Source organism: Streptomyces sp. NPDC050439 (genome assembly GCF_040655335.1).
Taxonomy (GTDB): Bacteria; Actinomycetota; Actinomycetes; order Streptomycetales; family Streptomycetaceae; genus Streptomyces.
Genome location: NZ_JBFAJT010000015.1, coordinates 23,990 through 48,771, shown reverse-complemented (window position 1 = coordinate 48,771; position 24,782 = coordinate 23,990). Strand labels below are relative to the sequence as shown.

Annotated in this window: 17 protein-coding genes and 3 pseudogenes; 7 read left to right on the top strand and 13 right to left on the bottom strand. The window is 67.7% G+C overall.

Annotation, left to right across the window (positions count from 1 at the left end; translation table 11 throughout):
* Positions 1-97: 97 nt before the first annotated feature.
* The 3 genes from AB0I66_RS41350 to AB0I66_RS41340 all read right to left on the bottom strand — a co-directional run bounded on the left by AB0I66_RS41350 (position 98) and on the right by AB0I66_RS41340 (position 7,807).
* Complete coding sequence (locus AB0I66_RS41350) at positions 98-4,966, bottom strand: DNA repair ATPase (protein WP_363213252.1); 4,869 nt, start codon at positions 4,964-4,966, stop codon at positions 98-100.
* A 106-nt stretch (positions 4,967-5,072) separates the two neighbouring features.
* Positions 5,073-7,097, bottom strand: coding sequence for an SPFH domain-containing protein (locus tag AB0I66_RS41345; RefSeq protein WP_363213251.1), 2,025 nt, complete (start codon positions 7,095-7,097; stop codon positions 5,073-5,075).
* A gap of 86 nt (positions 7,098-7,183) precedes the next feature.
* Entirely contained in the window at positions 7,184-7,807 is a 624-nt protein-coding gene (locus tag AB0I66_RS41340; RefSeq protein ID WP_363213250.1) for a hypothetical protein, read from the bottom strand.
* A 749-nt stretch (positions 7,808-8,556) separates the two neighbouring features.
* Between AB0I66_RS41340 and AB0I66_RS41335 the strand changes: the two genes are divergently transcribed.
* From AB0I66_RS41335 to AB0I66_RS41325, 3 genes are all read left to right on the top strand, one after another.
* A complete protein-coding gene (locus AB0I66_RS41335) occupies positions 8,557-9,066 on the top strand; it encodes a nitroreductase family deazaflavin-dependent oxidoreductase (protein WP_363213249.1) in 510 nt (169 codons plus the stop codon).
* Between the two features lie 72 nt (positions 9,067-9,138).
* Positions 9,139-9,552, top strand: coding sequence for a hypothetical protein (locus AB0I66_RS41330; RefSeq protein ID WP_363213248.1), 414 nt, complete (start codon positions 9,139-9,141; stop codon positions 9,550-9,552).
* A gap of 281 nt (positions 9,553-9,833) precedes the next feature.
* Positions 9,834-11,003 carry a SpoIIE family protein phosphatase gene (locus AB0I66_RS41325; protein WP_363213247.1) on the top strand — a complete coding sequence of 390 codons (1,170 nt, stop codon included), beginning with the start codon at positions 9,834-9,836 and terminating at the stop codon, positions 11,001-11,003.
* 85 nt (positions 11,004-11,088) lie between these two features.
* Here AB0I66_RS41325 and AB0I66_RS41320 read toward each other — a convergent pair whose 3' ends face one another.
* Entirely contained in the window at positions 11,089-12,150 is a 1,062-nt protein-coding gene (locus tag AB0I66_RS41320; RefSeq protein WP_363213246.1) for a helix-turn-helix domain-containing protein, read from the bottom strand.
* Positions 12,151-12,718: 568 nt separating this feature from the next.
* On the opposite strand from AB0I66_RS41320, the gene AB0I66_RS41315 reads away from it, so the two are divergent.
* The 3 genes from AB0I66_RS41315 (at position 12,719) to AB0I66_RS41305 (ending at position 15,203) form a co-directional block, all read left to right on the top strand.
* Positions 12,719-13,054, top strand: coding sequence for an STAS domain-containing protein (locus AB0I66_RS41315; RefSeq protein ID WP_363213325.1), 336 nt, complete (start codon positions 12,719-12,721; stop codon positions 13,052-13,054).
* Positions 13,055-13,287: 233 nt separating this feature from the next.
* Positions 13,288-14,538 carry a cation:proton antiporter gene (locus AB0I66_RS41310; RefSeq protein WP_363213245.1) on the top strand — a complete coding sequence of 417 codons (1,251 nt, stop codon included), beginning with the start codon at positions 13,288-13,290 and terminating at the stop codon, positions 14,536-14,538.
* 68 nt (positions 14,539-14,606) lie between these two features.
* On the top strand, positions 14,607-15,203 hold the full coding sequence (locus tag AB0I66_RS41305; RefSeq protein ID WP_363213244.1) for a hypothetical protein: 597 nt from the start codon (positions 14,607-14,609) through the stop codon (positions 15,201-15,203).
* A gap of 34 nt (positions 15,204-15,237) precedes the next feature.
* Here the strand turns inward: AB0I66_RS41305 and nhaA are convergent, their stop codons facing one another.
* The 8 genes and pseudogenes from nhaA to AB0I66_RS41265 form a co-directional block, all read right to left on the bottom strand.
* The gene (nhaA, locus tag AB0I66_RS41300) at positions 15,238-16,536 is read right to left on the bottom strand and encodes a Na+/H+ antiporter NhaA (protein ID WP_363213243.1); all 1,299 of its coding nucleotides are present in this window, start codon (positions 16,534-16,536) and stop codon (positions 15,238-15,240) included.
* 219 nt (positions 16,537-16,755) lie between these two features.
* Positions 16,756-18,291 carry an alanine/glycine:cation symporter family protein gene (locus AB0I66_RS41295; protein WP_363213242.1) on the bottom strand — a complete coding sequence of 512 codons (1,536 nt, stop codon included), beginning with the start codon at positions 18,289-18,291 and terminating at the stop codon, positions 16,756-16,758.
* 482 nt (positions 18,292-18,773) lie between these two features.
* Positions 18,774-19,877 carry an SPFH domain-containing protein gene (locus AB0I66_RS41290; protein ID WP_363213241.1) on the bottom strand — a complete coding sequence of 368 codons (1,104 nt, stop codon included), beginning with the start codon at positions 19,875-19,877 and terminating at the stop codon, positions 18,774-18,776.
* A gap of 33 nt (positions 19,878-19,910) precedes the next feature.
* Positions 19,911-20,348: an NfeD family protein gene (locus AB0I66_RS41285; RefSeq protein ID WP_363213240.1), complete on the bottom strand. Its 438-nt coding sequence runs from the start codon at positions 20,346-20,348 to the stop codon at positions 19,911-19,913.
* A gap of 101 nt (positions 20,349-20,449) precedes the next feature.
* Positions 20,450-20,582, bottom strand: a pseudogene (locus tag AB0I66_RS41280) (IS5/IS1182 family transposase); the annotation flags it as partial.
* Between the two features lie 1,183 nt (positions 20,583-21,765).
* A complete protein-coding gene (locus AB0I66_RS41275) occupies positions 21,766-22,140 on the bottom strand; it encodes a fic family toxin-antitoxin system, toxin component (RefSeq protein WP_363213239.1) in 375 nt (124 codons plus the stop codon).
* 1 nt (position 22,141) lies between these two features.
* A complete protein-coding gene (locus AB0I66_RS41270) occupies positions 22,142-22,363 on the bottom strand; it encodes a hypothetical protein (protein ID WP_363213238.1) in 222 nt (73 codons plus the stop codon).
* Positions 22,364-22,683: 320 nt separating this feature from the next.
* Entirely contained in the window at positions 22,684-22,986 is a 303-nt protein-coding gene (locus AB0I66_RS41265; RefSeq protein WP_363213237.1) for a hypothetical protein, read from the bottom strand.
* A 1,029-nt stretch (positions 22,987-24,015) separates the two neighbouring features.
* Between AB0I66_RS41265 and AB0I66_RS41260 the strand changes: the two are divergent.
* Positions 24,016-24,210: pseudogene (locus AB0I66_RS41260) on the top strand (arsenical-resistance protein); the annotation flags it as partial.
* A 58-nt stretch (positions 24,211-24,268) separates the two neighbouring features.
* Here AB0I66_RS41260 and AB0I66_RS41255 read toward each other — a convergent pair.
* Positions 24,269-24,748: pseudogene (locus AB0I66_RS41255) on the bottom strand (GNAT family N-acetyltransferase); the annotation flags it as partial.
* Positions 24,749-24,782: the final 34 nt, after the last annotated feature.

Sequence of the window (24,782 nt, the reverse complement as noted above, 5' to 3'; positions counted from 1 at the left end):
GACAGCCACTCCACCCGCCGATCTATCAACAGAGACATGGTGACGGCGGGCATGCACCGGCCTCGATTGCAGCACCTGCCTCACGAGTACGGCGTGTTCAGGTCCCCTTGGCGTGCCGGGCTGTCGGGTTGGCCAGGGCATTGCGGGGGTCCGCCGCCCGCGTGATGGCCCCTTCGACCGCGGCGAGGCGGTCGGCGAGCAGGCCGAGAGCGGCGACGGCGTGCGTCATCGGGTCGTTGTCCTGGCCGCCGAGGCGGGCCGCGCGGACATGGGCCGCCTTGATCTCCGCCCAGCGCCGGGCGCTCTCCGGGGAGAGAGTGCACCGGAGTTCGCCGAGCTTGAGGAGGCTGGACTCGGCGCCCGAGGTCAGCGTCTGGGCCTCGCCGGTGTAGTGATCCTCGATGACGGCGTTGAGCTCGGCGTCGTTCATGACCGGGTCGATGCGCGCCGCGATCTTGTTCATGTCGCGGTAGGACCCCTGGAGGCGGAAAGGAGGCTCGGTGCGGGTCGCGTCGGACTGGCCCGCGGAGGCGATGTAGGCGGCGTTGACCGCGAGAACGGTGGCTCGTGCGGTCAGCAGGTGCCTCAGCACCGCGGTGACCCGGCCGAGTTCCGCCGTGGAGTAGGGGTGGGTGAGACGGTCGGCGCGCGCCGTGGGATCGTCGGCGGCCATGCGGAGCAGCAGGTCCAGGTCGCCACGGTCACGGCCGGCGAGCGGGGCGAGAACCTGGTTCGCGGTCAGGGCGTTCTCGACGAAGCTGACGGCGAAGGCGTCCTCCTTGCCTGTCAGCACCTCACCAAGGTTCCATACGTCGGCGCGGTTCGCGAGCATGTCGGGGATCTGGAAGCGCTGCCCCGACTCGGTGTAGGGGTTGCCCGCCATGCAGACCACGAAGCGCTTGCCGCGCAGGTCGTAGGTGCGTGCGGTGCCATTCCACACACCCTCCATACGGCGCTGGGCATCGCACAGCGAGATGAACTTCTGGAGGAGTTCGGGCGAGGTGTGCTGGATGTCGTCCAGATACAACAGGACGTTGTTGGCCGCCTCCAGGGCGAAGTTGACCTTGTCGATCTCCTGGCGTGCCGTCGCGTTGGGCGCTTCGGCAGGATCGAGTGAGGTCACCCCGTGGCCGAGGGCAGGTCCGTTGACCTTCACCAGGACCATGCCGAGCCGGTCGGCCACGTACTCCATGAGGGTCGTCTTGCCGTAGCCGGGCGGCGAGACGAGCAACAGGAGGCCGCCGGACGTGCCCAGTTGTTTGCTGAGGCTGTCGCCGATCAGGGGCAGGTACACCTCGTCGACGAGACGGTTGCGCACGAAGGAAGACATCACCTTGGGCCGGTACTCGTCCAGGCGCAGGCGGGCGCGTTCAACTGCCACGAGGTCTGCCCTGCGGGACTGGTAGGCGCGGAAGCCGGGTGTGGTGACGGTGCGGAACCGACGTGTGCGGCCGATGAGTTCATCGATGCGGACCGGCAGGTCACGACCGCCGATGCGGGGGTGGGTGCCGAGCAGATCCCGGACGGTCTCGGTGAGCTGGGCGGTGCAGTCGTAGTGTTCCAGGTCGCGGCACAGCTCGACGGCCACCGCTTCCTCCAGATCGCCGCTCTCACCAGTGGCACTCAAGTAGGAACTCAGCCACGCCTGGACCAGTTGTCGCCGGGCCGTAGGGCCGTGGACGGCGTTCAGGTCGTCGTCATACGCCGAGCTGTCCACCGCGCGCCGGAACTTGTCCAGGAGAGTGCGGGTTTGGCTCGCGACGACGAAGCCGGCGGGCCCGGTGGTGAGCTCCTCGAAGAGGTAGGCCGCGGCCTCCGCATCGCCCGTCATACGCGCGGCCAGCTCGGCGCAAAGGTCCTCGATCGCCGTGGCGAGACCGAAGGTGTCGCGGGCCCGCGCCAGGGAAAGCGCACGACGGCGCCACAATTCCCGCTCCTCCCCCATAGCGTCATACGCCCAGAAGAACTGCGCGGCCGCTCGGGCGCGTGAGGTGTAGCGCAGCAGTCCTGCCGCGTCGTGCAGTCGGAGCAACGCGTTCAGGATCTGCGTCGCGTCGTGGTCGTGGATGCCCCGTTCATAGCCCTCGTCGTACGCCAGTTCTGCCGCGGAACGGACCAGGGCGGACAGGTCGTCCTCGGTGTGCAACGCCTGTGCCCCGTGCTCGTCGAGCAGCCGCGCGGCCAGGTACTCGGCCCGGTAGACGTCGTCGTTCTCGGTGGGCAGCAGCTGATTCCAGTAGGGGCGCAGCTCGGTGAAGGACGGGTCGGTGATGGGCGAGCGGTAGTCGGTGCCGGTCAGCGCGATGGCCATGCCGTCGCCGTGCGGGACGACGGTGAGGTCCAGCGGCTGGGTGTTGACCGCGAATCGGTGGCGGCCCAGTCGGATGGTGTGGCCGCCGTCGGCGTACAGCTCGGTGCGGTCGCGCAGGGAGCGGGCCGCCTCCTGGCGGGCGGCCGCGATGCGGCCCTCCAGTTCCTCTGCCCTGACCTGATCGCCCAGTTCACGCAGCTCCTCGGCGGTGCGGCGGACCTTGCCGACCATCGGGTCGGAGGCGAAGTAGGTGCTGATCTCGTCGCTGGAGGTGAGTGTGGTCAGGCGCCGGGAGACCGTCTCCAGGACGCGGTGCGCAGAGGTCGCCAGGCGTTCGGTGTGCCGGGCACGGGCGTCGGCGAGGGCCTGCTTGCGGGAGGCGAACGCCTCGTACACCTCGGCGCGCCTGGCTTCCAGCTCGCCGAGGAACTCATCCGATTCCGCGAAGCGGCCCTCCAGGTTCTCCAGTTGGAGCAGCAGGCGGGCCAGCTGGTCGTCGCAGCTTTCGGGGGTGGTCGCGGTGGAGAGTGCGCCCGTGACGGCTTGGCCGAGCAGGGAGAATTCGGCGGCGAACTCGGCACGCCCCTCGTCGGCGGTCAGTTCGCGGCGGCGGGCATCGAGGGCTGCGCGCGCCCGGTTGATGCCGGCGATGACTTCTGCGATGCGCTCCAATATGGCGGTGCGCACGGTCGCGTCGCCGATGTCCAGTCCCGCGACGACCTCGGTGACGGTCTGCAGCTGCCCGGTGAGCTCTTGGAGGCGACCGGCGATCGGGGTGGCCTCTGCGGCCGTGCCGATCCCGAAGGCGTCGGCCGTCAGTTGTTCGAGCTCGGCATGGTGGGAGACGAACGCGTCCGCGCGTTTCAGGAAGGAGACGGCGCGCTGCCCCGCCGAGGAGATGTCGCCCGCCAGCTCGCCGGCGATCTCGTCGATGTGGTGTGTGTCGGCGTATCGCAGCTCCTTCAGCGTCAGCAAGTGGCCGTGCGCGTGCCGTAGTTCGGTGAGCCGCTCGACCCACTCGGTCGCTGTGCGCGGCGCCTCGCCGCGGATGCGCCGTACGAGGGCGGCGACGCGCGCGGCGGATTCGGTGAGGGCATCGGCGGCCTGCCGGGTCAGGGTCTGGACGGTCTCGAATTCGGTGAGTACCTGCTGGGCGGTGGAGCGTATGGCCTCCACCACAGAGCGCAGGTCGCCGAGTTCCGCGTCTTTGAGCCAGTGGGAGGAGTCGGCGGCGCGTACACAGGAGGCCACGAGCGCCTCGTACACGCCCGCGGTGGGCGTGGTCTCGGTGACGGCACGGGCGATGGAGAGGCAGTCGGACACGCCGCGTACGAGATCTGCGTTGCCGATGCGGGCCAGCGGCCCTTCGCCGTCGTCCGAGCCGGTTGAGGTATGGGTATCGGCGACGTACGGGGACTGCCACATCTGCAGGGGGTGCACACGAGCGGGTTCGTCGGAACGACCGGCGCGCAGCACCATCAGCGCGCCGTCCCCGAAGAGCGCGTAGCCGTGGCAGGAGAGCGGGGTGGCCACCTCCTTGCGGATCATGTTGTAGGGCAGCAGGAGGTTGTGCCCTTCCACTCGCGCGTGGAAGGCGAACAGGACGTCCTCACCGTTGGGTGAGCGCGTCATCCGCTCGAATTCGAGTCCGGCGGTGTCCAGGCCGTCGAAGGTCTTGTATGCCCCCGTGGCCAGGTAGTACCCGCCGGGGAAGACGATGCCCTGGTCCTCGGGGAGGCGGCGGCACGCCTGTCCGATGCCGTCCAGGCGTACGGCGGTCCTGGTCAGGGTGTTGAAGACCAGGTGGCGCCAGACGGTTTCCTTGTAGGGACGTACGCGCAGCAGGATCAACGCGCCCACGCGTGCGTGCTCCACGTCGGCGTCGGCGAGGGACTGCAGCGGCTCGTCGACCGGCTCCTCGTAGACCCCGTGACCGGTCTCCGTGTCGTCGTCGATCTTGAGAGTGAGGGAGCCGCCGACCGTCGCGACAAAGATCTCGCCGCTGATGGAGATGTGCGGGTTTCGGCCCAGGACATGGCTGTCGCGGGTCGTCACCGTCCACTCGAAGTCGTGCGACGGCGGGAAGACATGGTCCCGCTCCCCGCGCGCGTCCAGGAAATCGGCGCGGCCGTCGGCCGTCAGGGTCCAGCGCAGGACGCGGATGTCCTCGCTCTTCTCACCGGTCTGGAACACGGCGAGAAGCTTGCCCTCCACATGCCTCAGCTGGAGGAGCCTGGCCTCGCGGTAGTAGCGGAAGAGTGCGCTGAACTCGCGTACGAAGGCGGGGTCGTCGAGGAGGCCGGGGACCGCGTCGTCAGCCAGCCGGTTCAGGTCGCGGTCGTGCAGGGCGAAGACGTCACCGATCACGGTCTCCGGCTTTGCGGCCGTGAGGTCGTTGTGGCCGAACAGGAGAGTATCGCCGATGGCGATGATGTCGCGGGGCAGGCACTGGTGCGCAGTGCGGATGCTCTGGCTGCCGGTGAGCATCAGCTCGGTGGACCCGAAAGCCGCCACGCGGCGCTCGTTGAGGGCGGTGGCGCGCTCGGCCAGCTGCCGGGCCTGCGCCACGAGCCGGTCGCGCAGTACCTCATACGTTCCCGCGTCCATGCCGGTGCCGGGGACGGCCTCGGCCTCGGCCCCGGTCTGGGTGTCCATGTCCGGCTTCCTTCCGTGTGGCGTCAGTGATGTCTCAGCTGGATGTGCGAGGGAGGAGTCTGGCCGGGACCGCTGACCCCCGTGCAGCGGCCCCGGCCGGTCGGTGTCAGCTCGTGGACGAGCCGCTGTGCGTGCCGTTCAGTTCAATGATCGGCATGTCGGCCAATCCCAACTGTCCAGCTTTGTCCAGGAGTTCACGCAGCTGGCCGGTCTGCCCGCCGCCGCCGTTCATGAGCTTCATCAGCAGCGCGGACACGGTCAGGTTCTGCACGTCGGACGTGGAGACCGAGCCGATGACCTTGGCCAGGTCGTCGGTGAAGGTCGCGGTGCCGTCCAGCCAGGGTCCGGCGAGGGCCTGCGCGGTCTCGGAATTCTGGACGAAGGCGTCGACGCCCTTGCCGAGCGAGATCGAGGAGACGAGGCGGTCGAAGAAGACGGACTCGCCGCCGACGATGCTGATGTCCGCGCTCTCCAAACCGGTGGCGAGGATGGTCGCCTGCGCTTCGGCGATGTGCCGCTGTACCTCGATGCCGGCCAGGCGGATGTCCTTCTCCGCCTCCAGACGCAGCCGGTATTCCTCGTGTGTGCGGGACGCTTCGTCGAGCGCGGCCATCGCGGCCGCCTTGTCGGTGAGGCCCGCGGCCTCCGCCTTCAGCTTGGCCTCGACGCCCTCGGCCTCCGCACGCATGCGGGCCTCGGTGGCCTCGGCCTCCGCTCGTCCCGCCTTCTCGATGGCATCGGCCTCCTTCTCGCGGACCTGCACGGCGGCCAGGCCCTTCGCTGCCGCCTCGGCCTGGACGCCTTCCGCCAGGCGCAGCTTGGCCCGCGCGTCGAGGTCGGAAGCCTTCAACCGGGCCTCGGCCAGCGTGACTTCTTCCGCCGCACGGTGAGTGGCTGCCTGCTCCGCCGCCTCCGCCGCCTTGATGCTCTTGACCAGACCCTCCTGCGCCTGCGCCTCAGCGGCGATGATCACGGCCTGCCGCTCGCGCTCCGCCTCCTCCACCGCGCGGAGCTTCTTGATGGACTCCTCCTGCTCGGCGACCGTGCGATCGACGGCGACGCGCTCGCGGACGACCTCGGCGATCTCCCGCTTCTCCGCCTCCACCTCCTTCTCGGCCGCTATCCGGGTCAACTCCGTCTCCCGCTCGCGGGCTATCACTTCGAGGAGCCGGTCCTTCTCGATGCGCTCGTTCTCGATGGCGATGACCCGCTCGCGGTTCTTCTGCGCCACGGCGACCTCACGGGCCTGGTTCTCGCGCTGCACGCCGAGCTTCTCCTCGGTGGCGAGGAAAGCGCCCTGCGACCGCAGCCGCTCCTCCTCCACGACGCGTGCCGTTTCGGCCTCTTCACGGGCCCGCACGGTGTCGACCTCGCGCTTCTGCTTGATCTCCGCATCGGCCTGGCGCCGCTCGAGCTCCAGGATGGCCTCGCGGGCGTCGACGTTCTGCCGGGTGATCTCCTTCTCCTCGTGCCGTGTGTACTCGTTGGTGCGTACGTGCTCGACCGCCGTCAGTTCAGTGATCTTGCGGATGCCCTGCGCGTCCAGGATGTTGGACGGGTCGAGCTGGGAGAGCGGCGTCTGCTCGAGGTGGTCGATCGCCGCGTCCTCCAGGCTGTAGCCGTTCAGGTCGGTTCCGATCACCTGGATGATGCGGTCGCGCAGTTCATCGCGCTTGGTGTACAGGTCGGCGAAGTCCATCTGCTTGCCGACGGTCTTCAGGGCCTCGGAGAACTTGGCGTTGAACAGTTCCTGCAGGGTGTTCTGATCACTGGCCCGGGCCGTGCCGATGGCCTGCGCGACCCGGATCACGTCCTCGACGGTCTTGTTGACCCGTACGAAGAACGAGATGCGGATGTCGGCGCGGATGTTGTCCCGGCAGATGAGACCGTCCCTGCCGGTCCGCATGATGTCGATGGTCTTCACCGAGATGTCCATGACCTCGGCCTTGTGCAGCACGGGCAGCACGACCTGCCCGGTGAACGTCACATCGACCTTTCGCATCTTGGAGACGATCAGCGCCTTGCCCTGCTCCACCTTGCGGAACAAGCGGGTGACGGTGAACAGGAGCACGACGACGATGAACAGGACAGCGGCGACTGACACGCCGATGCCCAGAGTGATGGCATCCATGTGGAGTCCTAAGAAAGGTGAGGAGATCTACGGGCCGCACCAGGCATGCGCCTGGCCGGGCGGCCTTCGGTGCGGACGGACGTGGTTCAGGCGCGGCCGACGTTGCCGGGACCGGGGTCGAGCGCCACTTCGTATGGCGCGGCCCAGAAAAACTCGCCGGACTCGTCATAGGCGTAGAGCAGCGCGGTACTGCCCGCACCGAGGGCGTCCGCACCCTGCTGCCTGACCTGGACGATTGCAGTGGAGCCGTCCCGTGCGGTGACCTCCGCCTGGCCGAAGCCCGCGTCCACCCGCCCCGTGCGGATGACGCAGGTCGATCCGACGAAGTCCTGCCGGGACGGCCCGGGTTCATCGGGGAACAGTTTGGCCAGCGGCCGTACGACACATCTGGTGAGCAGCCAGGCCATGAGGAGAGAGATCAAGAACGCGCTGCCGTCGGCGGCGAGACGCGCATGGCCCTCGATCCCGGCCCTCCCGAGCAGCACCGAGCCGGTCACGCTGGTGAACCAGCCGATCACGACCACGAGGGACACAGGGACCGCGACCGGTACACCGCCCAGCCCCAGCGCCGTCATGTCGGCATCCGCGTCGAAGCCGTCCGCGTCGAAGCCACCGAGCAGCACGAGCAGCCAGAAGCCGATAACGACCAGGAGGGCGGCGCTGAAGACGACACCCGGAAATCCCGCGGCCGCGCCGAGAAGCTCTTTCATGGCCCATCCCCCTGCCCGTCAGTGCTGACGGACGCGTGTCCGGCTGCCGGGTTCCGCTTCCGGAACCCGGCACCCGAACTCGCCCCCGTTCCTGCCTCCACCATCCTGGCTCGACCTGTACGACTGGCGCATTGCCGGAAAGCGGCAATCTTTACGCGCCGTTAATGCCGGACGGCACTCCCCGGAGAGGGGGGCGCACCTCTGGTTCCGGCGGACGGTGGGCCTTGCGAAACAGCTGGAGCGGGCGGCACCCCGCCGTGACGTGGAGAGCTCGCCGACGCCGCTGTGTGCACCCTCGGCCCACTCTCTGCCACCACCAACGACCGGACAGGGGTGGGGGTTCGGGCGACGACACGGGCCAAAGGGGTTGCGGCTCCTGCCGGACGACCACACGCTTGCTCTCGCGACCGGCGGGCGAACCGCCGTCTTGGAATGGTCCACGCACGGAGGCTCCGTCTGCCTTCAGGGCGCCACGCGGGGCGGGGCATTTGGCTCGGCTCGCTTTTCCCCTACCGTCTGCGCTGGACCCTGGCCGCCTCATCGCCTGCGTGTTCGGCCTGGCCGTCGCGACTTTGCCGACCACCGGCACCTGGAGTACGAGGCAACGCGCAGGAGGTAGCCGCCTGGAACAGTCTCCTGCGCCGAGCGTCCATGATTTAGTCTATGCAACGCTTGCATAGACTAAAGATCATGACCCGACATCCGTCACACCATCGAGTCCGATGGGGGCAGCCCGAGGAGGCGACATCATGACGACACCTCAGCATTTGCCGCACCAGCGTCCTCCCGTTCCGCGAGGCTGGCGACGCCGCCTCGCGAGACTCCCCATCGCCTTCTTCCGTGTGGGCCTCGGTCCGCTGTTCGGGAAGCGCCTGCTGCTCCTGCATCACACCGGCCGGACCAGCGGCCTGGACCGGCGTGTGGTCTTGGAAGTCATCGCTTACAACGCCGAGGAGGGCCGTTTGATCCTCGCCTCCGGCTTCGGCCCGAACGCCGCCTGGTACCAGAACCTGCGCACCACCCCGAAGACCACCATTCAGATCGGTAACCACCACTACGCCGTCACCGCCCACTTCCTCAGCTCAGAAGAAGGTGGAGACGTCATGGCACGCTACGCCCCGGCCCACCCCCGCACCGCACGCCGCCTGTGCTCCTTCATGGGCTTCGACGTAGACGGCAGCACTCGCTCCTACCAACAGGCCGGCCGTCACATCCCGTTCGTACGCCTCGACGCCGCGCCCGACCAGCACCTGCCCTGACGGACTTCACGGGACGCCAGCAGCCAAGAGCAACAGACTGGCAGCACACAGGAATCGGGGGACGGCAGATCAATGGACCAGTCGGACGCGATGTGGCACAGATTCTTGCAGGACAGCGAGGACGACATACGCCGCACCGCCCCCCAAGAGGCTTCGGCGCAGGAGCGGATCGAGGCTGCGGCACAACGGCTGGAAACCGGTCGCGCGCCGCAACAGCCCCCGCCGAACGCCCTGGAGGCCATAGGCGAACTCTGGCAGCCCGCGCCCTCACAGGACCAGCCCGCCTGGCACGACCTGGACGGCTGGGGCCGAGTGCGCCGCGCCTCGGGCGTACTGAGTGCCGCCGTCGTGTTGATCGCCATGCTGGCCGCGCTCTCCCGCCCGCCCAGCGGGACGGGCCCGGAGAGCGACCTCCCGGGTGGGGTCACGCTCCAGCAGACCGAGGAAGCGTCAGACGGGTTGCCCCCGACACTTCCTTCCCCATGAGCAGGACAACCCGGCATGCTTCTTCAGCACACGCAAACCACCGCACCAGCCCTGAGTCTCCGCCCCGGCGGAGCCTTCCCTGGACCGACGCGGTCATCGGCGTCCGCGGGCGCCCCGCAGAGCCTCGGAGGTGGTCCGGACGAACACCGGGGCGTCACTGATCAGAATTGCGCAGTACTGGACTCCCGCCCTGCTTTCGCCCAATGCTCATTACTATGTGCCTCACATACGGGAGGGAGCGTGCGATGCGTTTTCACAAAAGCGTTGAAAACATGGCGTGGATGGCTTACCTCCCCCCAGCGGCACTCACAGCTCTGCTCACCTCGCTGGACGTCACCTTCCACGAGCAGCGGAGTGGCATCGTGGTCGGGCTCGTCGCCGTCCCCGCGATCTTCCTGGCCTTGTCCGGGCCCCAGCGAGCAGGTCAGCCCTACTATGTCGGCAGTCTCGCCTTGACCGGCGCGTTGGTGAGCAGCATGGTGGACTGGCGTGACCGCCCCGTTGTGATGCTCGCAACGATCATCAACATCGTCCTCCTGACCTGCGTCACCGGTCAGTTGCAACGCAGACGGACGCCCCCCGGCTCCCCTTCCGCCGAGACCCCCTCAGCTGCCCCGTCCTCGTCACCGGCCTCGCCCCGACCCACAGCGCCGATGCCGACGCCCCCGCGGACCTCTCGAACATTCCACTTGGGCGAAGCCACGATGGCGCTGTGCAGCCTTCCACAGGCGAACCGCACGACCATGGTGGCCGATATGTGCGACGTGCGGGAAACACCGTACGGAACGCGCATCCTCGTAGCCGACCTCATGGGCAAGGACGACGCCACTCGAGTCGCGGGTGACCATCTACTCGAGAGCTGGAGGCATCTGGCCGCGAGCGAGCCGAGCCTCGCGGAGATCACGCGCCGCCTCGACGCGGAACTCGACGCCTGCTCCGACCGATTCGCCAAGACACTGCTCATCACGCTCCACAACGGCCGTGGGGAATTCGTGTGCTGCGGGCACCCGCCGCCACTCGTCCTCGGCGGCGAGGGCGGGCGCGTCCGGGAGGTGAGCCCCCTCGCCCCGCTGCCACCACTCGGACTGTTCAGCCTCGTGCCCCACGGTTGCACGGTCTTCACCACGTCCTTCACCCTTCGAAACACCCAGCAACTCCTGGTCCACACCGACGGCATTGGCTACGCCATGGACCAGGACGGCTCCCCTTTCCCACTGCTGCAGCTGGCACAAGCGCTGGGCGACCGACCACCTGCGGCGCTACTCGACGCCCTGGTGACCGAACTCGACCGGCATGCGGCGAGCGGACTCAGCGGCCTGCGCGACGAAGCGCTGCTGCTCCTTCTCCAGCAAGAAGAACGCCCTTTCCAGCACGTCACGACGGCGCTCCGCAGCCCACCGACCTGGCTCGACGCCCCTCCACGGCCACAAGCCGATCAGGCTCTGGCCTAAATGGCCGCGGCGGCGGTGAGCCGCGCCGGCACTCCGTGAGACGGCAGAGGACTTCCTTTGCGGCCCCACAGCCCGTCCCCGGCTCTCAGAACTCCTGCGCCGGCCAGTCGAGGAGCCGTGCGCCGATCACAGCGGTCTGCAGGGTGTAGCGATGGACCGGGTCGGCTGGGTCCGCGCCGGTGAGCTGGTGGATGCGCTGCAGGCGATAGGTGAAGGCGCGCACGCTCAGCGAGAGTCGACGGGCCGCTTCCGCCGCCACGCACCCGGAGTCGAAGTACGCGGTGAGCGTGTCGATCAGCGGCTGCGCTCCGCCACGGGCCTTCGCCAGTGGGCCGAGAGTAGCGAGCACGAGCTCTGCCATGGCCTGCCGGTCGCGGGTGAGGACGGGGTAGACGAGCAGATCCGCGGAGTGCAGCACGGGCTCGTCGAGGTCAAGGCGTTCGGCGAGATCGAGGGCGTTCAGGGCTTCCTCGTAGGAATGGACCACGCCGCCCGCACCGGGCTGCGGGCGGCCGATGGCCACGCGGCCACCGCCGGTGGCCGCGAACGCCTGCTTGGCGAAGTACCGCAGCACCTCGTGCTGATCACCCGGAGCGACGCACACCAGGCGTCCGTCCTTGGTGGTCAGGAGAATGCTGCGGTCGCCGAACCGGCTGATGAGCGCCTGCTCCACCTCGCGGGGCGCGGGGTCGCCTTCTTCGTAAGCGACTGCACCCTGGGCCACAGCAACGGCGTGTGCGAAGGAGAGCCGCAGACCGAACCGCTCTGCCCGTTCGGCGAGCAGTCCCAGATCGCTTCGGCCGTACAGCAGGTCATCGATGAACTCGCGCCGGATCGCCTCCTGTTGGCGGACGGCCAGCCGCTGGGCCCGCTCGTAGCCTTCCGCGAAGGCGTCGATGGCCTGTTCCACAGCGGCGAGTACGCCGTCATAGGAGGCTGAGTCCGTCGTCGGCCAGTGGGCACGGGTTGCTGCCAGGTGCACACCCACCAGCGCACGCAGTCCGAAGCCCGCGTCGGCGGCCCGCTCCCCCAGAGCACGGCGCAACTCCAGTTCGTCGCGTGTCAGCCTGCGCCCGGTCTTCGCCGCGTCGGCGAGCACATGGGCATACCCGTCCAGATACTCCTCGGGTATTTCGCCTGCTGCCATGCCCGCTCCTGAATTCCTGATGCGCTGGTAACGCCTTTCTAGCGCATCGCGTGGCGGCATGTGCCAACCGGCCCGGTCACCGGTGCCCGGATACGGCAAGGAGGCCGGGCAAGCCGGCCCGCCGGGCGGCGTTGCCGTCACAAGGAGCCGCCGATCCGGGCCGCCGTGCAGGACGTGGGACGCGAGGTCGACACGGAGCGGACCCCTCGGCTGCAGAAGAGTCGGTGCATCCTCACTCCGTGTCTTCGTGTTGCCCCAGGTGGCCCTTTCCCGGAGGCCGAGAAACGTGGTTCTCGGCCCCGGTACCCTCCCCACGACCCTGCCGTAGGCCTTACACCCACCGCATGGCCACAACCGCGCATCCTTTGAGCGCTGTTGCTGCCGGAACGCAGCACCCTCGCTCCCGCTCGCCCGCACCGGAACGTCACCGGCCACGTGGTCGCAAAGGCCACGGGGGACGGCCCTGCACAACAGGCGTAGCAGCCGCGCGGCCTCTAGGCTGACCGTGGTGTGCCGGGAAGCCTGGTCGGCGGACGCGTTTCCCTGCCCTGTGGAGATCACCGTGCCGATGCCCCGCTTCCGCCGTCGCCGTCGGTCCAGGCCAAGACCCTGGCGTGCCCACGAGGTCGTTCGGCTGCGAGGTGAGATCGACGATCGGAGCGTCACTGCCACGGGCCGACGTCTGCTGGACGCACTGAGCGCCGGGCCGGAAGTGCTCGAGGTAGATCTGACACAGGTGACCTACCTCAGCCCGGCAGGCACCGCGCCGTTGTTCACGGCCCTCCGCGCCGCTCGGAGCCGCGGCTCCCGCCTCGTCATCACCCATGCCGGAGGCAGGGTGGAAGCCACCTTGCGCGAGGTCGGCCTCTACCGAGCGCTACGAGATCCTGACGCCGACGGGTGAATGGGCTCTTCCCTTTGCCCGGCCAGTACACCGCGGCGATCGGGAAGATCTTCGAATCCGGCGGCCCGTCCGTGACCCCGCCATGCCGTATTCCGGCAATCTCCTGGCGACCCAGATGCCCGTCAAGAACCTGTCAATGCCGCATCAAGAACGTGTAGGGTTCCCAGCGGTGTGCCGGGAAGCCTGGTCGGCGGTCTTGAGACAGCTCTCTTTACTGATCGGGGATCCCGGCCATGGTGCTCATCGTCGTCTTCGGAGTCGCACTGCTCATCGCGGTGCTCCTGTCCGGCCTCGCGGCCCGCACCATCTTGTCGACCTCCTTCCTCTTCCTAGTCGGCGGCGCGCTCGTCAGTGATGGATTCCTCGGGCTCATCCACATCACGCCGGACAGCGAGATCGTGTCCGTGACGGCCGATCTGGCCCTGTTCGCCGTGCTGTTCACGGACGGCATGCACGTCTCCTTCTCCAAGCTGCGCGCCAACTGGAAGAACCCGGCCCGCGCTCTCGGTCTCGGCATGCCACTCGCCTTCTTCTTCATGGCGCTGGCCACGCACTACCTGGTCGGCCTTGACTGGACGACGTCGTTCCTGGTCGGCGCGGTTCTCGCGCCCACCGACCCGGTGTTCGCATCGGCCATCGTGGGACGCAAGGAAGTCCCCTCCAAGCTGCGGCAGTTGCTGAACGTCGAAAGCGGCATCAACGACGGTCTGGCTCTTCCCATCGTGCTGATCCTCATCGCCGCAGCCGGCCCCACCTCCGGCGATGCGGAGGCATCGCTCGGGAAAATCGGTCTGGAGTTGTTGCTAGGGCTCGTATTCGGTGTCGTCCTCCCGATGGCGGTCATCGAACTCGTACGCTTCCGCCACCTCGGGGCCGAACCGAGACTGCAACCGCTGCTCCCGCTCGCGATCGGCGTGATCCTCTACGCCCTGTGCCACCTCACCCACGCCAATCCTTACCTGGCCGCCTTCTCCGCGGGCGCGGTGCTCACCGCACGCTCGGCAGAGGCGAAGACAGCCTTCGAACCGCTGGGGGAAGCACTGGCCGAACTGGCCAAGTTCGCAGCCCTGTTGGTCTTCGGCGCACTGCTGACGCCGCAGCTCTTCGGCGACCTGACACTCGGCGGATACGCCGCCGTGGTGCTCGCGATCGTGCTGATCCGGCCCGCTTCGCTGCTGCTCTCCCTGATCGGGACCCACTTCGAGCGCAAGGAGAAACTGGTGGCGGCCTGGTTCGGGCCCAAGGGCTTCGCCTCGGTCGTCTACGGGCTGCTCGTTCTGCAGGCCAGCATTCCGCAAGGCGAACAGGCGTTCACCCTCATCGCCGTCTGTATCGCCTTCTCGATCATCGCCCACAGCAGCACCGACGTACCCATCGCCCGCCTCTTCCACGTCGATGACCTCGCCGACGTACCGGGCCAGCGCGTTGACACAGAGAAGGCCCCACTCAGCACCGGCAAGGAAACCGGCCGTGTCGGCACGTGAACTCGCCGACCACTTCATGCTCGCGGATGACGACCCCGACCCTCGTCGGACAAGGAGGCGGCACCGTCGTGGACGTGCAGCGCATGCTGAAGGGATTGCTGAAGGCAGGGTCCCGTGGTGACATCGAGTATTCCGTGCGGCCGTATGCCCTCAGTACCAAATCGTTCGCAGCCTTCGCGTACGTCGCCGAACAGCTCGGTTACCGTTACGCGGGCCACGCGCCGGGGACTGGTGCGACGAACCATCCGTACTTCTCCTTCCGCCGCCGTTGCGATGCCCGCAAGCGCGCGCAGGCCACCGTGCTCGATCACCCCGACCTGCTGCACGGCGGCGCGCTCCCAGGGATGAAGCCCGGCGGCGGCCTGCGCCCGCTCCCCTGGGCCCAGGCCGAAGTGGATCTCCTGCACTCCCGGATGATTCTCGACGCCTGCAGCCGCTACAACGCCCGCGTCCTGGGCAACCTGATCGCGCTGCTGATCCTCGCGGCCGTCTTCCTCGGCTTTTCGGGCTACACCAGCGATCGCGTACGTGTTGTCGGCTGCCTCTGGGGCGCCCTTTTCGTGCTGTACCTCATCGGCCTGCCCCTCACGCGAAGCCGACGGAAGAAGCACGGCGCGAAGCTGGCGGCCGCAGGAGTGGACTGGCCTCCTCAACACCCTCGATGAGCCCCTGGCATGGAGTGTGCAGCCCTCTGCCGGGTCATCGCCCGCTGCCAGCAACCCCCCTCTGGTAGATGTCAGGGATGCCGTCTGCGTCCTCGTCGCGATCTTCCTCTTCGCTCAACCGCTTGTAGATGCGGTTGCGGCGGCGCAGAAGTACCGCGGCGAGGGCAGCTGCGAGCAATGACCCGACGAGGACGGCGGCCTTGATGTGTTCGGCCTCCCCGGGGGCCGGGAAGGCGAGTTCGCCGATCAGGAGGGCGACGGTGAAGCCGATGCCGGCCAGGGCGGCGAGCCCGAAGACGTCGGCCCACGCCAGGTCGGGATTGAGCTCGGCGCGGGTGAAGCGTGCGGCGAGGTAGGTGCCGAGGAAGACGCCGAGGATCTTGCCCGCGACGAGCCCGATGACGACCCCCAAGGGCTCGGGATCAGTGAATACCCTGGTCAAGGCATCACCGGAGACGGTGACACCTGCGGCGAAAAGGGCGAAGAGTGGGACTGCGACGCCTGCGGAGACGGGGTGCAGCCGGAGGGAGACGCGGGCGGCCGGTGTGGTCTTCTCACCCTTGTCGCGGACGGTGCGCAGGATGAGGCCCATGGCGACGCCGGCGACGGTGGCATGCACTCCGGAGTTGTACATCAGCGCCCAGGTGGCGATGCCCAGCGGTGCGTACCACCACCAGCCGCGTATCCGGAGGCGCTGGAGGAGGTAGAAGAGGACCAGCCCGGCGAACGCCCCACTCAGCGCCCAGAAGTTGAGATCGGCGGTGAAGAAGACCGCGATGACGAGGATGGCGCCGAGGTCGTCGACGACTGCGAGGGTGAGGAGGAACGCCCGCAGGGCGGACGGCAGATGGGTGCTGATGACGGCGAGGGCCGCGAGGGCGAAGGCGATGTCCGTGGCCATCGGTACGGCCCAGCCGTCGACGCTTCCGCCTCCCACCGTGGCGGTGAGGGCGTAGAGGCCGGCAGGTACGACCATGCCGCAGACGGCGGCGATGACAGGCAGGGCGGCAGTGGCGGGAGTCCGCAGCTCACCGACGACGAGCTCGCGTTTCAGCTCGATTCCGGCGATCAGAAAGAAGATGGTGAGCAGGCCGTCGGCCGCCCAGTGGCCGACCGAGAGGTCAAGGCCCAGGGCGGGTATCCCGAAGTGGAAGTCGCGTATACCCGTGTACGCCTCGCTCCATGGACTGTTCGCCCACACGAGCGCGACGACAGCCGCGGCGAGGAGGACCAGTCCGCCGACGGTCTCCGTACGCAGGGCTTCGGTGACGGTCTGCCGCTCCGTCCACGGCAGCAGACCGAGGAGGGGCTTGCGTGGGCGTGACGGCGTCATGAAAGGGCCTCCGGGGCTTATCTACATCGGGGCACACGGGCCCTCGGACGCCGACCAGACTTCCCGGCACACCAGCGTCGTGTCTTGACGCGTTGTTCACACCCTAACGGGTGCTCGGGAGCCTCACCAGGCGTCTCTCACCTGCTGGAACGGGAAGGGCCCGCCCCCACCAAGGCGCGAGGTGGGAGCGGGCCCCTTCGGAGCCGGGCCGTGGGACGGTCAGACGGTGGTCTGAGCCGGCTCCTCGTCCGCGGCGCCGTCGGTGTCCAGGCCGGCGTCGCGCTTGCGGACGTAGGTCAGGAACGAGTCGAGCTCGCGCTTGACGACCGGTGCGAGGAAGTAGAGGCCGATGATGTTGATGACCGCGAGCATGAACAGCACCGCGTCGGCCATGTCGATCAGCGTCTGGAGCGTCAGCAGCGAGCCGGCGACCGCGAAGACGGTGTAGAGGGCCTTGTACGTCGTCTCGCTGGCCTTGCTGCGGCCGAAGAGATGTGTCCACGCCTTGAGGCCGTAGTAGCCCCAGGTGAGCACGGTGGAGACGGCGAAGAGCAGCACCGCGACCGTGAGGATGTACGGGAACCAGGGCAGGACCGTGCCAAAGGCGTCGGAGGTGATGGTGACGCCGCCGATGGACTGGTCCTCGCGGGCCGCCGCCCAGCTGGCGGGGTTGGCGATGACGATGGTCAGGGCGGTCATGGTGCAGATGACGACGGTGTCGATGAACGGCTCGAGCAGGGCGACGAGACCCTCGCTCGCGGGGTGCTTGGTCTTGACGGCCGAGTGGGCGATCGGGGCCGAGCCGAGACCGGCCTCATTGGAGAACGCGGCCCGCTTGAAGCCGATGATCAGCGCGCCGAGGATACCGCCGGCGACTCCCTGCGGGTTGAAGGCACCCTCGATGATGGCGGAGAACGCGGAGGGCACGGCGGTGACGTTCACGCCGATGACGATGAGGCACGCGGCGATGTAGATGCCGGCCATGGCGGGCACCAGCCTGCTGGTGACGGAGGCGATGGAGCGGATGCCGCCGAGGAGCACGATGCCGACGATCGCGGCGATCAGGAGGCCGAAGAAGAGGGCGCCCGCAGAGGAGCCCATGGCACCGTCCTCACCGCCGGTGACCGAGACGAGCTGGGCGTAGGACTGGTTGACCTGGAAGAGGTTGCCACCGAAGAGGCCGAAGAACAGGATCATGAACGAGGCGAGGACCGCGAGCACCTTGCCGAAGGCCTTGCCCCGCGTCCCGAAGCGCTCGGCGAGCCCCTTGGGCAGGTAGTGCATCGGTCCGCCCGAGACCGTGCCGTCGGCATGCACCTCGCGGTACTTCACGCCGAGCGTCACCTCGACGAACTTGGTGGCCATGCCGAGCAGACCACACAGGATCATCCAGAACGTGGCGCCGGCTCCGCCGATGGAGACGGCGACGGCGACACCGGCGATGTTGCCGAGGCCGACGGTCCCTGAGACGGCCGCGGTCAGCGCCTGGAAGTGGTTGACCTCACCGGTCGACCCCTCCTCGTCGTACTTCCCGCGCACGACGTCGACGGCGAGCCGGAACTTGCGCAGCTGCACGAACCCGAACCAGCCGGTGAAGACCAGGCCGGCCACGACGAGCCACGCCACGATCAGCGGAAGCTCCGCGCCTGCGACGGGGACGGAGTAGAAGACGATCTCGCCCAGCGTGCTGGCTATTGGTTCGAAGAAGCCGCTGACGGCATCGTCCACGGACTGAGTGAAGGAATCGAGAGACACGGGAAAACCTCGATGGCGCAGGACCGGCGCGCGGGGAGGACTGCGCCAGTGGATGTGCGGGCTTTGAGCGAACGCCGTTGTCCGATCGGCGACCCGGGGGTCGGCTCCGCGGACGCGAAACGTGATCACCTTGGTCGTACTGCCGGTGTTGCCGACGCTCCGCGGAGGCGACAGGAGTGCCACCACCTGCGGAGTTGCGCATTCCTACCACGCGAACACCCGAACACAGAGTGACACACGTCACATATCAGGAGGCGACTCGGCGAAAGCCCTGCAAGCGTGACGCGACCGTTATCCGGACAGGCTGTCCGTTCATCGTGCACTTATTTCCGCAGGTCAGGAGCGTAGAACGTAACGACCATGTCGATGTCCCGCTCGAAACCACATCGCTGCCAAGGCAAGGCCGCCGGGCAGCGGCTCCTCAGCACCCGTGCGCGCTCCGACGTCGCGAGCTCCGCAGGAGGCAGAGCTGCTGGTCCGCCTCAATCGCCGGAGGTCTGCCCCCGGCGCGTGGGCGACTGCGCGGCCTCGGCCTCGGCCTTGGCGTCGCTCACCGCCGCGGCGGCCTGTTTCTCGGCCTCGTCAGCGGCCCTGGCAGCGTCGAGTGAGAGCGTCGACGCTGCGTCGAGCTCCGGAGCCTGGCTGTCGTCCGACTTGCCGTCCGTGTCGGCGGCGCCTGCTTCCTCAGGCTGCGCCGCTTTGGGAGCGCCCGGAGTCGACTCATCACCGAATGCACGACTGACGGTGCGTACCGCCTCGGTCAGCTCCCCTGGGATCACCCAGAACGTGTTGTTGTCGCTGCTCGCGAGGTGCGGCAGCGTCTCGAGATACTTGTAGGCCAGGACCTTGGGATCGGCATTGTTGCGGTGGACGGACTGGAAGACGAGCTCCACTGCCTTCGCCTCACCGTCGGCGCGCAAGATCATGGCCTGCTGCGTGCCCTGTGCCTCAAGGATGTCCTTCTGCTTCGTGCCCTCCGCGGTGAGAATCTTGGCCTGGCGCTCCCCTTCTGCGTGCAGGATGGCCGCACGCTTGTCACGCTCGGCCCGCATCTGCTTCTCCATCGCTTCCTTGATGGTGGTCGGTGGATCGATGGCCTTGATCTCAACGCGGTTGACCCGGATTCCCCACTTCCCAGTGGCATCGTCGAGAACCGCACGGAGCTGAGCGTTGATCTCCTCACGCCCGGTGAGCGTCCCTTCCAGATCCATGCTGCCGATGACATTGCGCAGGGTGGTGACGGTGAGCTGATCGATCGCCTGGAGGTAGTCAGCTACCTCGTATGCCGCCGCACGCGGGTCGGTGATCTGGTAGTAGAGCACGGTGTCGATATTGACCACGAGGTTGTCCTCGGTGATCACCGGTCTGGGGTCGGACGAATACACCTGCTCGCGTACGTCGAGTTTGGTGTTGACGCGATCCGCCACCGGCAGGACCAGATTCAGGCCCGGTTGCAGCGTCCGGCGATATCTGCCGAAGCGCTCGATGTTGTAGCGGCGCGCCTGCGGAACGATCCGCACGGTGGAGGCCACAAGGAAGACGACAACAAGGGCCGCCACAAGAATGAGGATGACAACGGGATCCACTGTGCCTCCGTCGCTATACGTACGTTCAGCCGTTCATGGCAAAAGTTCACGGGGGTAGACGACGGCCGTGGCGCCTTCGATCTCCATGACGTCCACCAGCGCTCCCACCGGGATCACCAGGCTTTCGTCGAGGGCGCGGGCGGACCACTGTTCGCCGGAGAGTTTGATCAGGCCGCGGGTCGCGGTGACTTCCTGCAGGACCTCGGCCCGCTTGCCGATCAGAGCGTCACTGCCGTCACGCATGAGGGGTTGCTGCGCCAGGTGCCGCAGCGCGACAGGGCGGGCTATGAGCAGACCCGCTGCCGCCGCGGCGCCGAGGGCCACGAGCTGGCCGAGTATGCCGATGCCCACGCCGGCGACGATGGCGGCGACCACCGCTGCGCCCGCCAGCAATCCGAAGACCAGGGTCAGGGTGAAGAACTCCGCGGCACCCAGGACCCCCGCGGCGAGCAGCCATACGTACCACGGCATGGAATCGCCCTCCTCTAGGGGCCTTACCCTCCAATTTACCTTCCGGAACGCCGCGCAGAACTCTCACGAGAGCTGACGTTCGTGCTCATTACGACGGTGTCCTACGTGGTGAGGCGGATGAGGCGTTTGTTAGCACCACAGGACGGCGGCGAGTCCGAGGAAGGCCAGGTAGTTGCGGGGGTTTCGCTCGTAGCGGGGGCAGAGGCGGTGGTAGCCCGACAGCCAGGACAGACTCGTGAAGTGTGCGTCGCGAAGCAGCGTGGTGGACGGTCTTGAACGCCGAGACGAGCAGGACCGGCAAGCAGGTTGACCGCGATCGACCAATGCGCGCCCAGGTCGGAGAATGACACTGCGGTCAACGCCACGATCAGGCTCATCGCATTTCCGCCTCGACTCGCATGCCAAACCCCGAGCATCTCGGTTCGCAGTTTCTCCCAAAGCCCCGTAGTGCTCTCGTCCGTTCGACCGAGACCGGCACGACGTAACTCTGTCAGTACCGCAGCCAATCCCCAGGGTGGGGAATCGAGATGAGCAGGTCTGTCGATACCTGAGCAGGGGGTGGGGAATCTTAAAGAGCCCTATCGACTTTCCTGGACGAGGCGTTGCGAAAGCCCCCCCTGGCTCTGATACCGCAGAAGGATCCAGATACCTAGCGGAGAGCGCCTTGCTCGGTGAACGCCCTTTCCGCCGATCGTCAAGCGCGTGATCTCGAGAACCTCGCTGGCGCCTTGGCCGCAAACCTGCGACCAGCGCGCCAGCGCGCCAGCGCGGCCAACCCGTCGGACCCCGGCTCGGTCCCTTACAAGCCTTCGTCGTTGGCAGCTCCCACCGCCCGAGCCGCACTGTGCTGGCCCAGAGGCCGCACGTCTACCGGCGATGGCGCAATACCTAGGCCTGCCCCGACGTCGCTAACCGCTAAATGCCGCGAACTTGCCGAAGTCCGCAGCGAATAACAACAGGTCGGGTCCACCCGGGGCCCCAACCGCTGAACAACCGAGCGAACGTTCGTGGGCGGAGAAGAGAGTCAGCGCCTGCTCTGCCACCACATCAACAACGCCGTGCAACCCGCACTGCCAGCGGCTTAGGCGGCACCTCGCGCCACGTGGGTAACGAGGTACTGCATACGTCGCGACCACACAGCTGGGAGCGGTCCGCTCCAGCAGGCGGCGGCGCGCAGCGGTGTAGGAGATCCCCTCACGCGCGGCCAGCTTGCGGGCGAGGGACTTGGAATTCTTGTACTCAGTCACGATCGATCGCTATCCGCGAAGGCCCCACGCACCCCCGCCGGCGAGAACGACACCCCTTGTCCTCGTTGCCGGCCCCGGCGTGGGCGGGATGGCAGGAACCCTGGCGACACAGTGAGATCTGACAGCGAGAGGAATGCACCCGGGCCGAGGACAGGCCGGGGTGGCGCCGGTCAGATCCAGGTCTTGAGCGCCGCAGCCACGTCACGTACGCCGAGACGCCCGTCGACGACCCCCGCGACCAGGGCGATGGCGTCCTTGCTGCTGATTTCGGCCTTGATGCCGCTGGCGTGCAGATAGGCGTAGGCGACCTGGGCGGCGAACAGCTCGTTGGAGTGCTCCAACGCCGGAACCCTGGCCAGGGAGTGCAGGAGCGCCGCAGCGCGGTGGTGTGGGGCGTCGTAGACCAGGGTGCCCATCACGGCATGCTGGTGGCGGGCTACCGCGGCACCGATCGCACCGTGATCGGTGACGTCTGGATCACCGGGAACCAGGGTCTGTGCGGCTTCCAGGAGCCAGCGTTCGTCGATGATGAGGACGAAGGCCACGTCAGGCCGCGGTGCTGGTAGTGCTGGTGCCGAACTCTGCGGCGAAGGCCGGGCCGTGCTCGGCGGCGAAGGCCTTGGCGGCCGCGTTGAAGCGAGGACGGGCGAGATCGGCGGTCAGCAGCTGCTGAGCGTAGCGGTCGGGCTCGACGTGGCCGCCGGCGGCCTGACGCACCAGTTCCGCATAGGTCTCATCGTCGATCTGCAAACGGATCTCCTTGGGCATACCTCTACGGTAGCCGCTCTGGCTGTCGGACAGGCAAGAAATGGGCAGCGCTATGCCGGCGCCCATCTCTCCCATAAGGCGCCATTTCTGCCTACTGGGCTTGCAGGGCGAGCAGCGCTGACTCACACCGGCGGGCGGCTGTCGTTTTCGCCGTACCGTGCCAGATCGGCGTGGCTCAGGTCAGTTCGGAGTGCTCGCACCCGTCACGTATGCGGAGTGCGTGGTATTCCAGCCCGTGGAGACGGTCTGTCTCGTCCGTGGGCGGAGTCAGAGGTGGCGAAGTCCTTGACGTCGGGGAGGGCCACGTGGGTGCAGCCGCGCTACTTGGTGAAGTCATCGACGTAAGCGCGAAAGAGGGCGGATAGGTCGGTGGGCTTGAGCACCGTGGTGTAGGTGTAGTTGGAGGCAAGGGTGTGCAGGGCGGGCTTGCCGTCAGAGACGGACGAGGCCCACAAGACACCGTCGAGGTTGCCGTCGGCGGTACCTGCCTTGATCTGGCTCTTGTGCTCGAGTCCCCGGGAACCGACGGTCTGTACCTCGGGGCCGACGAAGGAGGCGGTGCGCAGCCACCAGGGTGCGAAGGTGAGCGCGCTGCGTGCGTCCTTGCGGTTCTCCACCTCCACGTGGGGGGGGCGACCTTCTTAACCTGGGCGGGGCTGACTGCCATGAGGCAGGTCTCGGCGGGATTGCTGTGCCGGGTGGGAGCACCCAGCGCGCGATCGGGCAGCCGGTCCTGGCCGCGCGCGTGCAGGTGGTCTGCAAACCAGCGGCAGGAGCCGCCGACGGTCCGTGCGGGGTGCAGTTTCGGGCTGGCCGCGCCAAGTGGAGCGGGCAGGGGACGAAGGCGGGTCGTGCAGCCGGTGCGGTCGGCCAGCTTCGCCGCGGCGGAGTGCGCGAGGCGGGCAAGCCGCTGCCAGTCATCCGCTGAAACGTCTTCGTAGTCGGCGCGGGCGGTGATGTTCAGCAGGGCCGGCGCCGAGCTACAGCTTGTGGGGCCGCACACCACCCGCACAGTGGTACGGGCGTCCTTATACCAGCCCAGCGTGCCGTCACCGATCGGCCGTGGCTCGGCATGGCCTGCGCCGGCGGTGACATCCGACGTCCGCTTGCCGACGAGGCTGGAAGCCCTGTCGTAGAAGGGGGCGAGGAGGTTCGCATCGCCGATCTCGTGCAAGGGTGCATCCCTGACGCCGCCGCTCGCGGCGGTCAGCGTGAACAGTCCTTGCGAGTTGCCGAGGCCGGGGACCCGGTAGATCACGCAGTCACTGGGCAGCGACCGCGCGTCAAGGAGGCCTTGGTGCCTGGCCTTGGCCCGGACCATCCCGCCCTGCAAGTCCTTCACCGCGGCCCCCGGGGCGAGCCCGTCGCAGGCCTGGCTGATCTGCCGTTCGCTCGACGCCCGATCCCGAAAATCATCGGCCGTCGGCCAGCCCGCGTACAGGCTCAGTCCGATCCCGCCACATGCCGTCGCCTGCCACAACCGGCTCCGCCCCGCCCGCCCCCCGTCCCCGTCATGCGCCCGTCAAGCTCGTCAAGCTCGTCAAGCTCGTCAGCGTAGATCACGAGCGAACGCCGCAGTCCAAGCAGGTCGGCGCCGTCAACGTAGCGACCGGCGCGGACTGTCCTCGGCCTCAACGCCCTCACCGTGGTTGGAAGTGCCCGGGTACCGCACCGGGTTGATCATCGTCGGACTCGCCCGCTGCATCGCCATGGTCTGCATCTGGAACGACCTCGCCTGCGGCGACCGCCAGGCCGCCGCCATCCTGGTCGCGCTCAACTCGGTATACCAGGTCCTGGCTTTCGGGCTGCTGGGCTGGTTCTACCTCGACCTGCTGCCCGGCTGGCTCGTCCCGGGCTACATGACCTGGGACGCCGCGGTCGCTGAGTCATCCCGGAGCTACGCGAGTCCTTCCGCATCAATGTGCACATCGTTTCGTAGCGGCGCAACGTTCCATCAGGGGCTTGCTCGTCCCACGAGTCCGGCTGACGGTCATACGCGACATAACCCAGCCTTTCGTATAGCGCACGTGCCCGGGGGTTGTTTTCCTCCACAGCGAGCTCGGACCATCGCAGACCGCGGTTCCTGATCCGCCGTTCTGCGGCTTCAACAAGGAACGTTCCGATCCCGCACGATTGCAGTGCGGGGTGGACTGCCAGCTGCCACAGAGTGCCGGCCCCCTTCTTGACCTGGTAGTCAACGCCTCCTTTCGCCACGGGGATGTCCGTTGCAGGGCAGACCGCAAGGTAGTCGACCTCGCCGAGCCGGACACGCTCCAACTGCTCGGCGATGCCGGCCAGGTGGTGGTCAGACCCTGCCCAGCCGCACAACGCCAGGTCCGCGTGTACCAGATCACGATCTGACAGCTTCAATACGACGTTGCTCATCTTCCATACCTCCAGCGAGCCAGCATCCATGCCG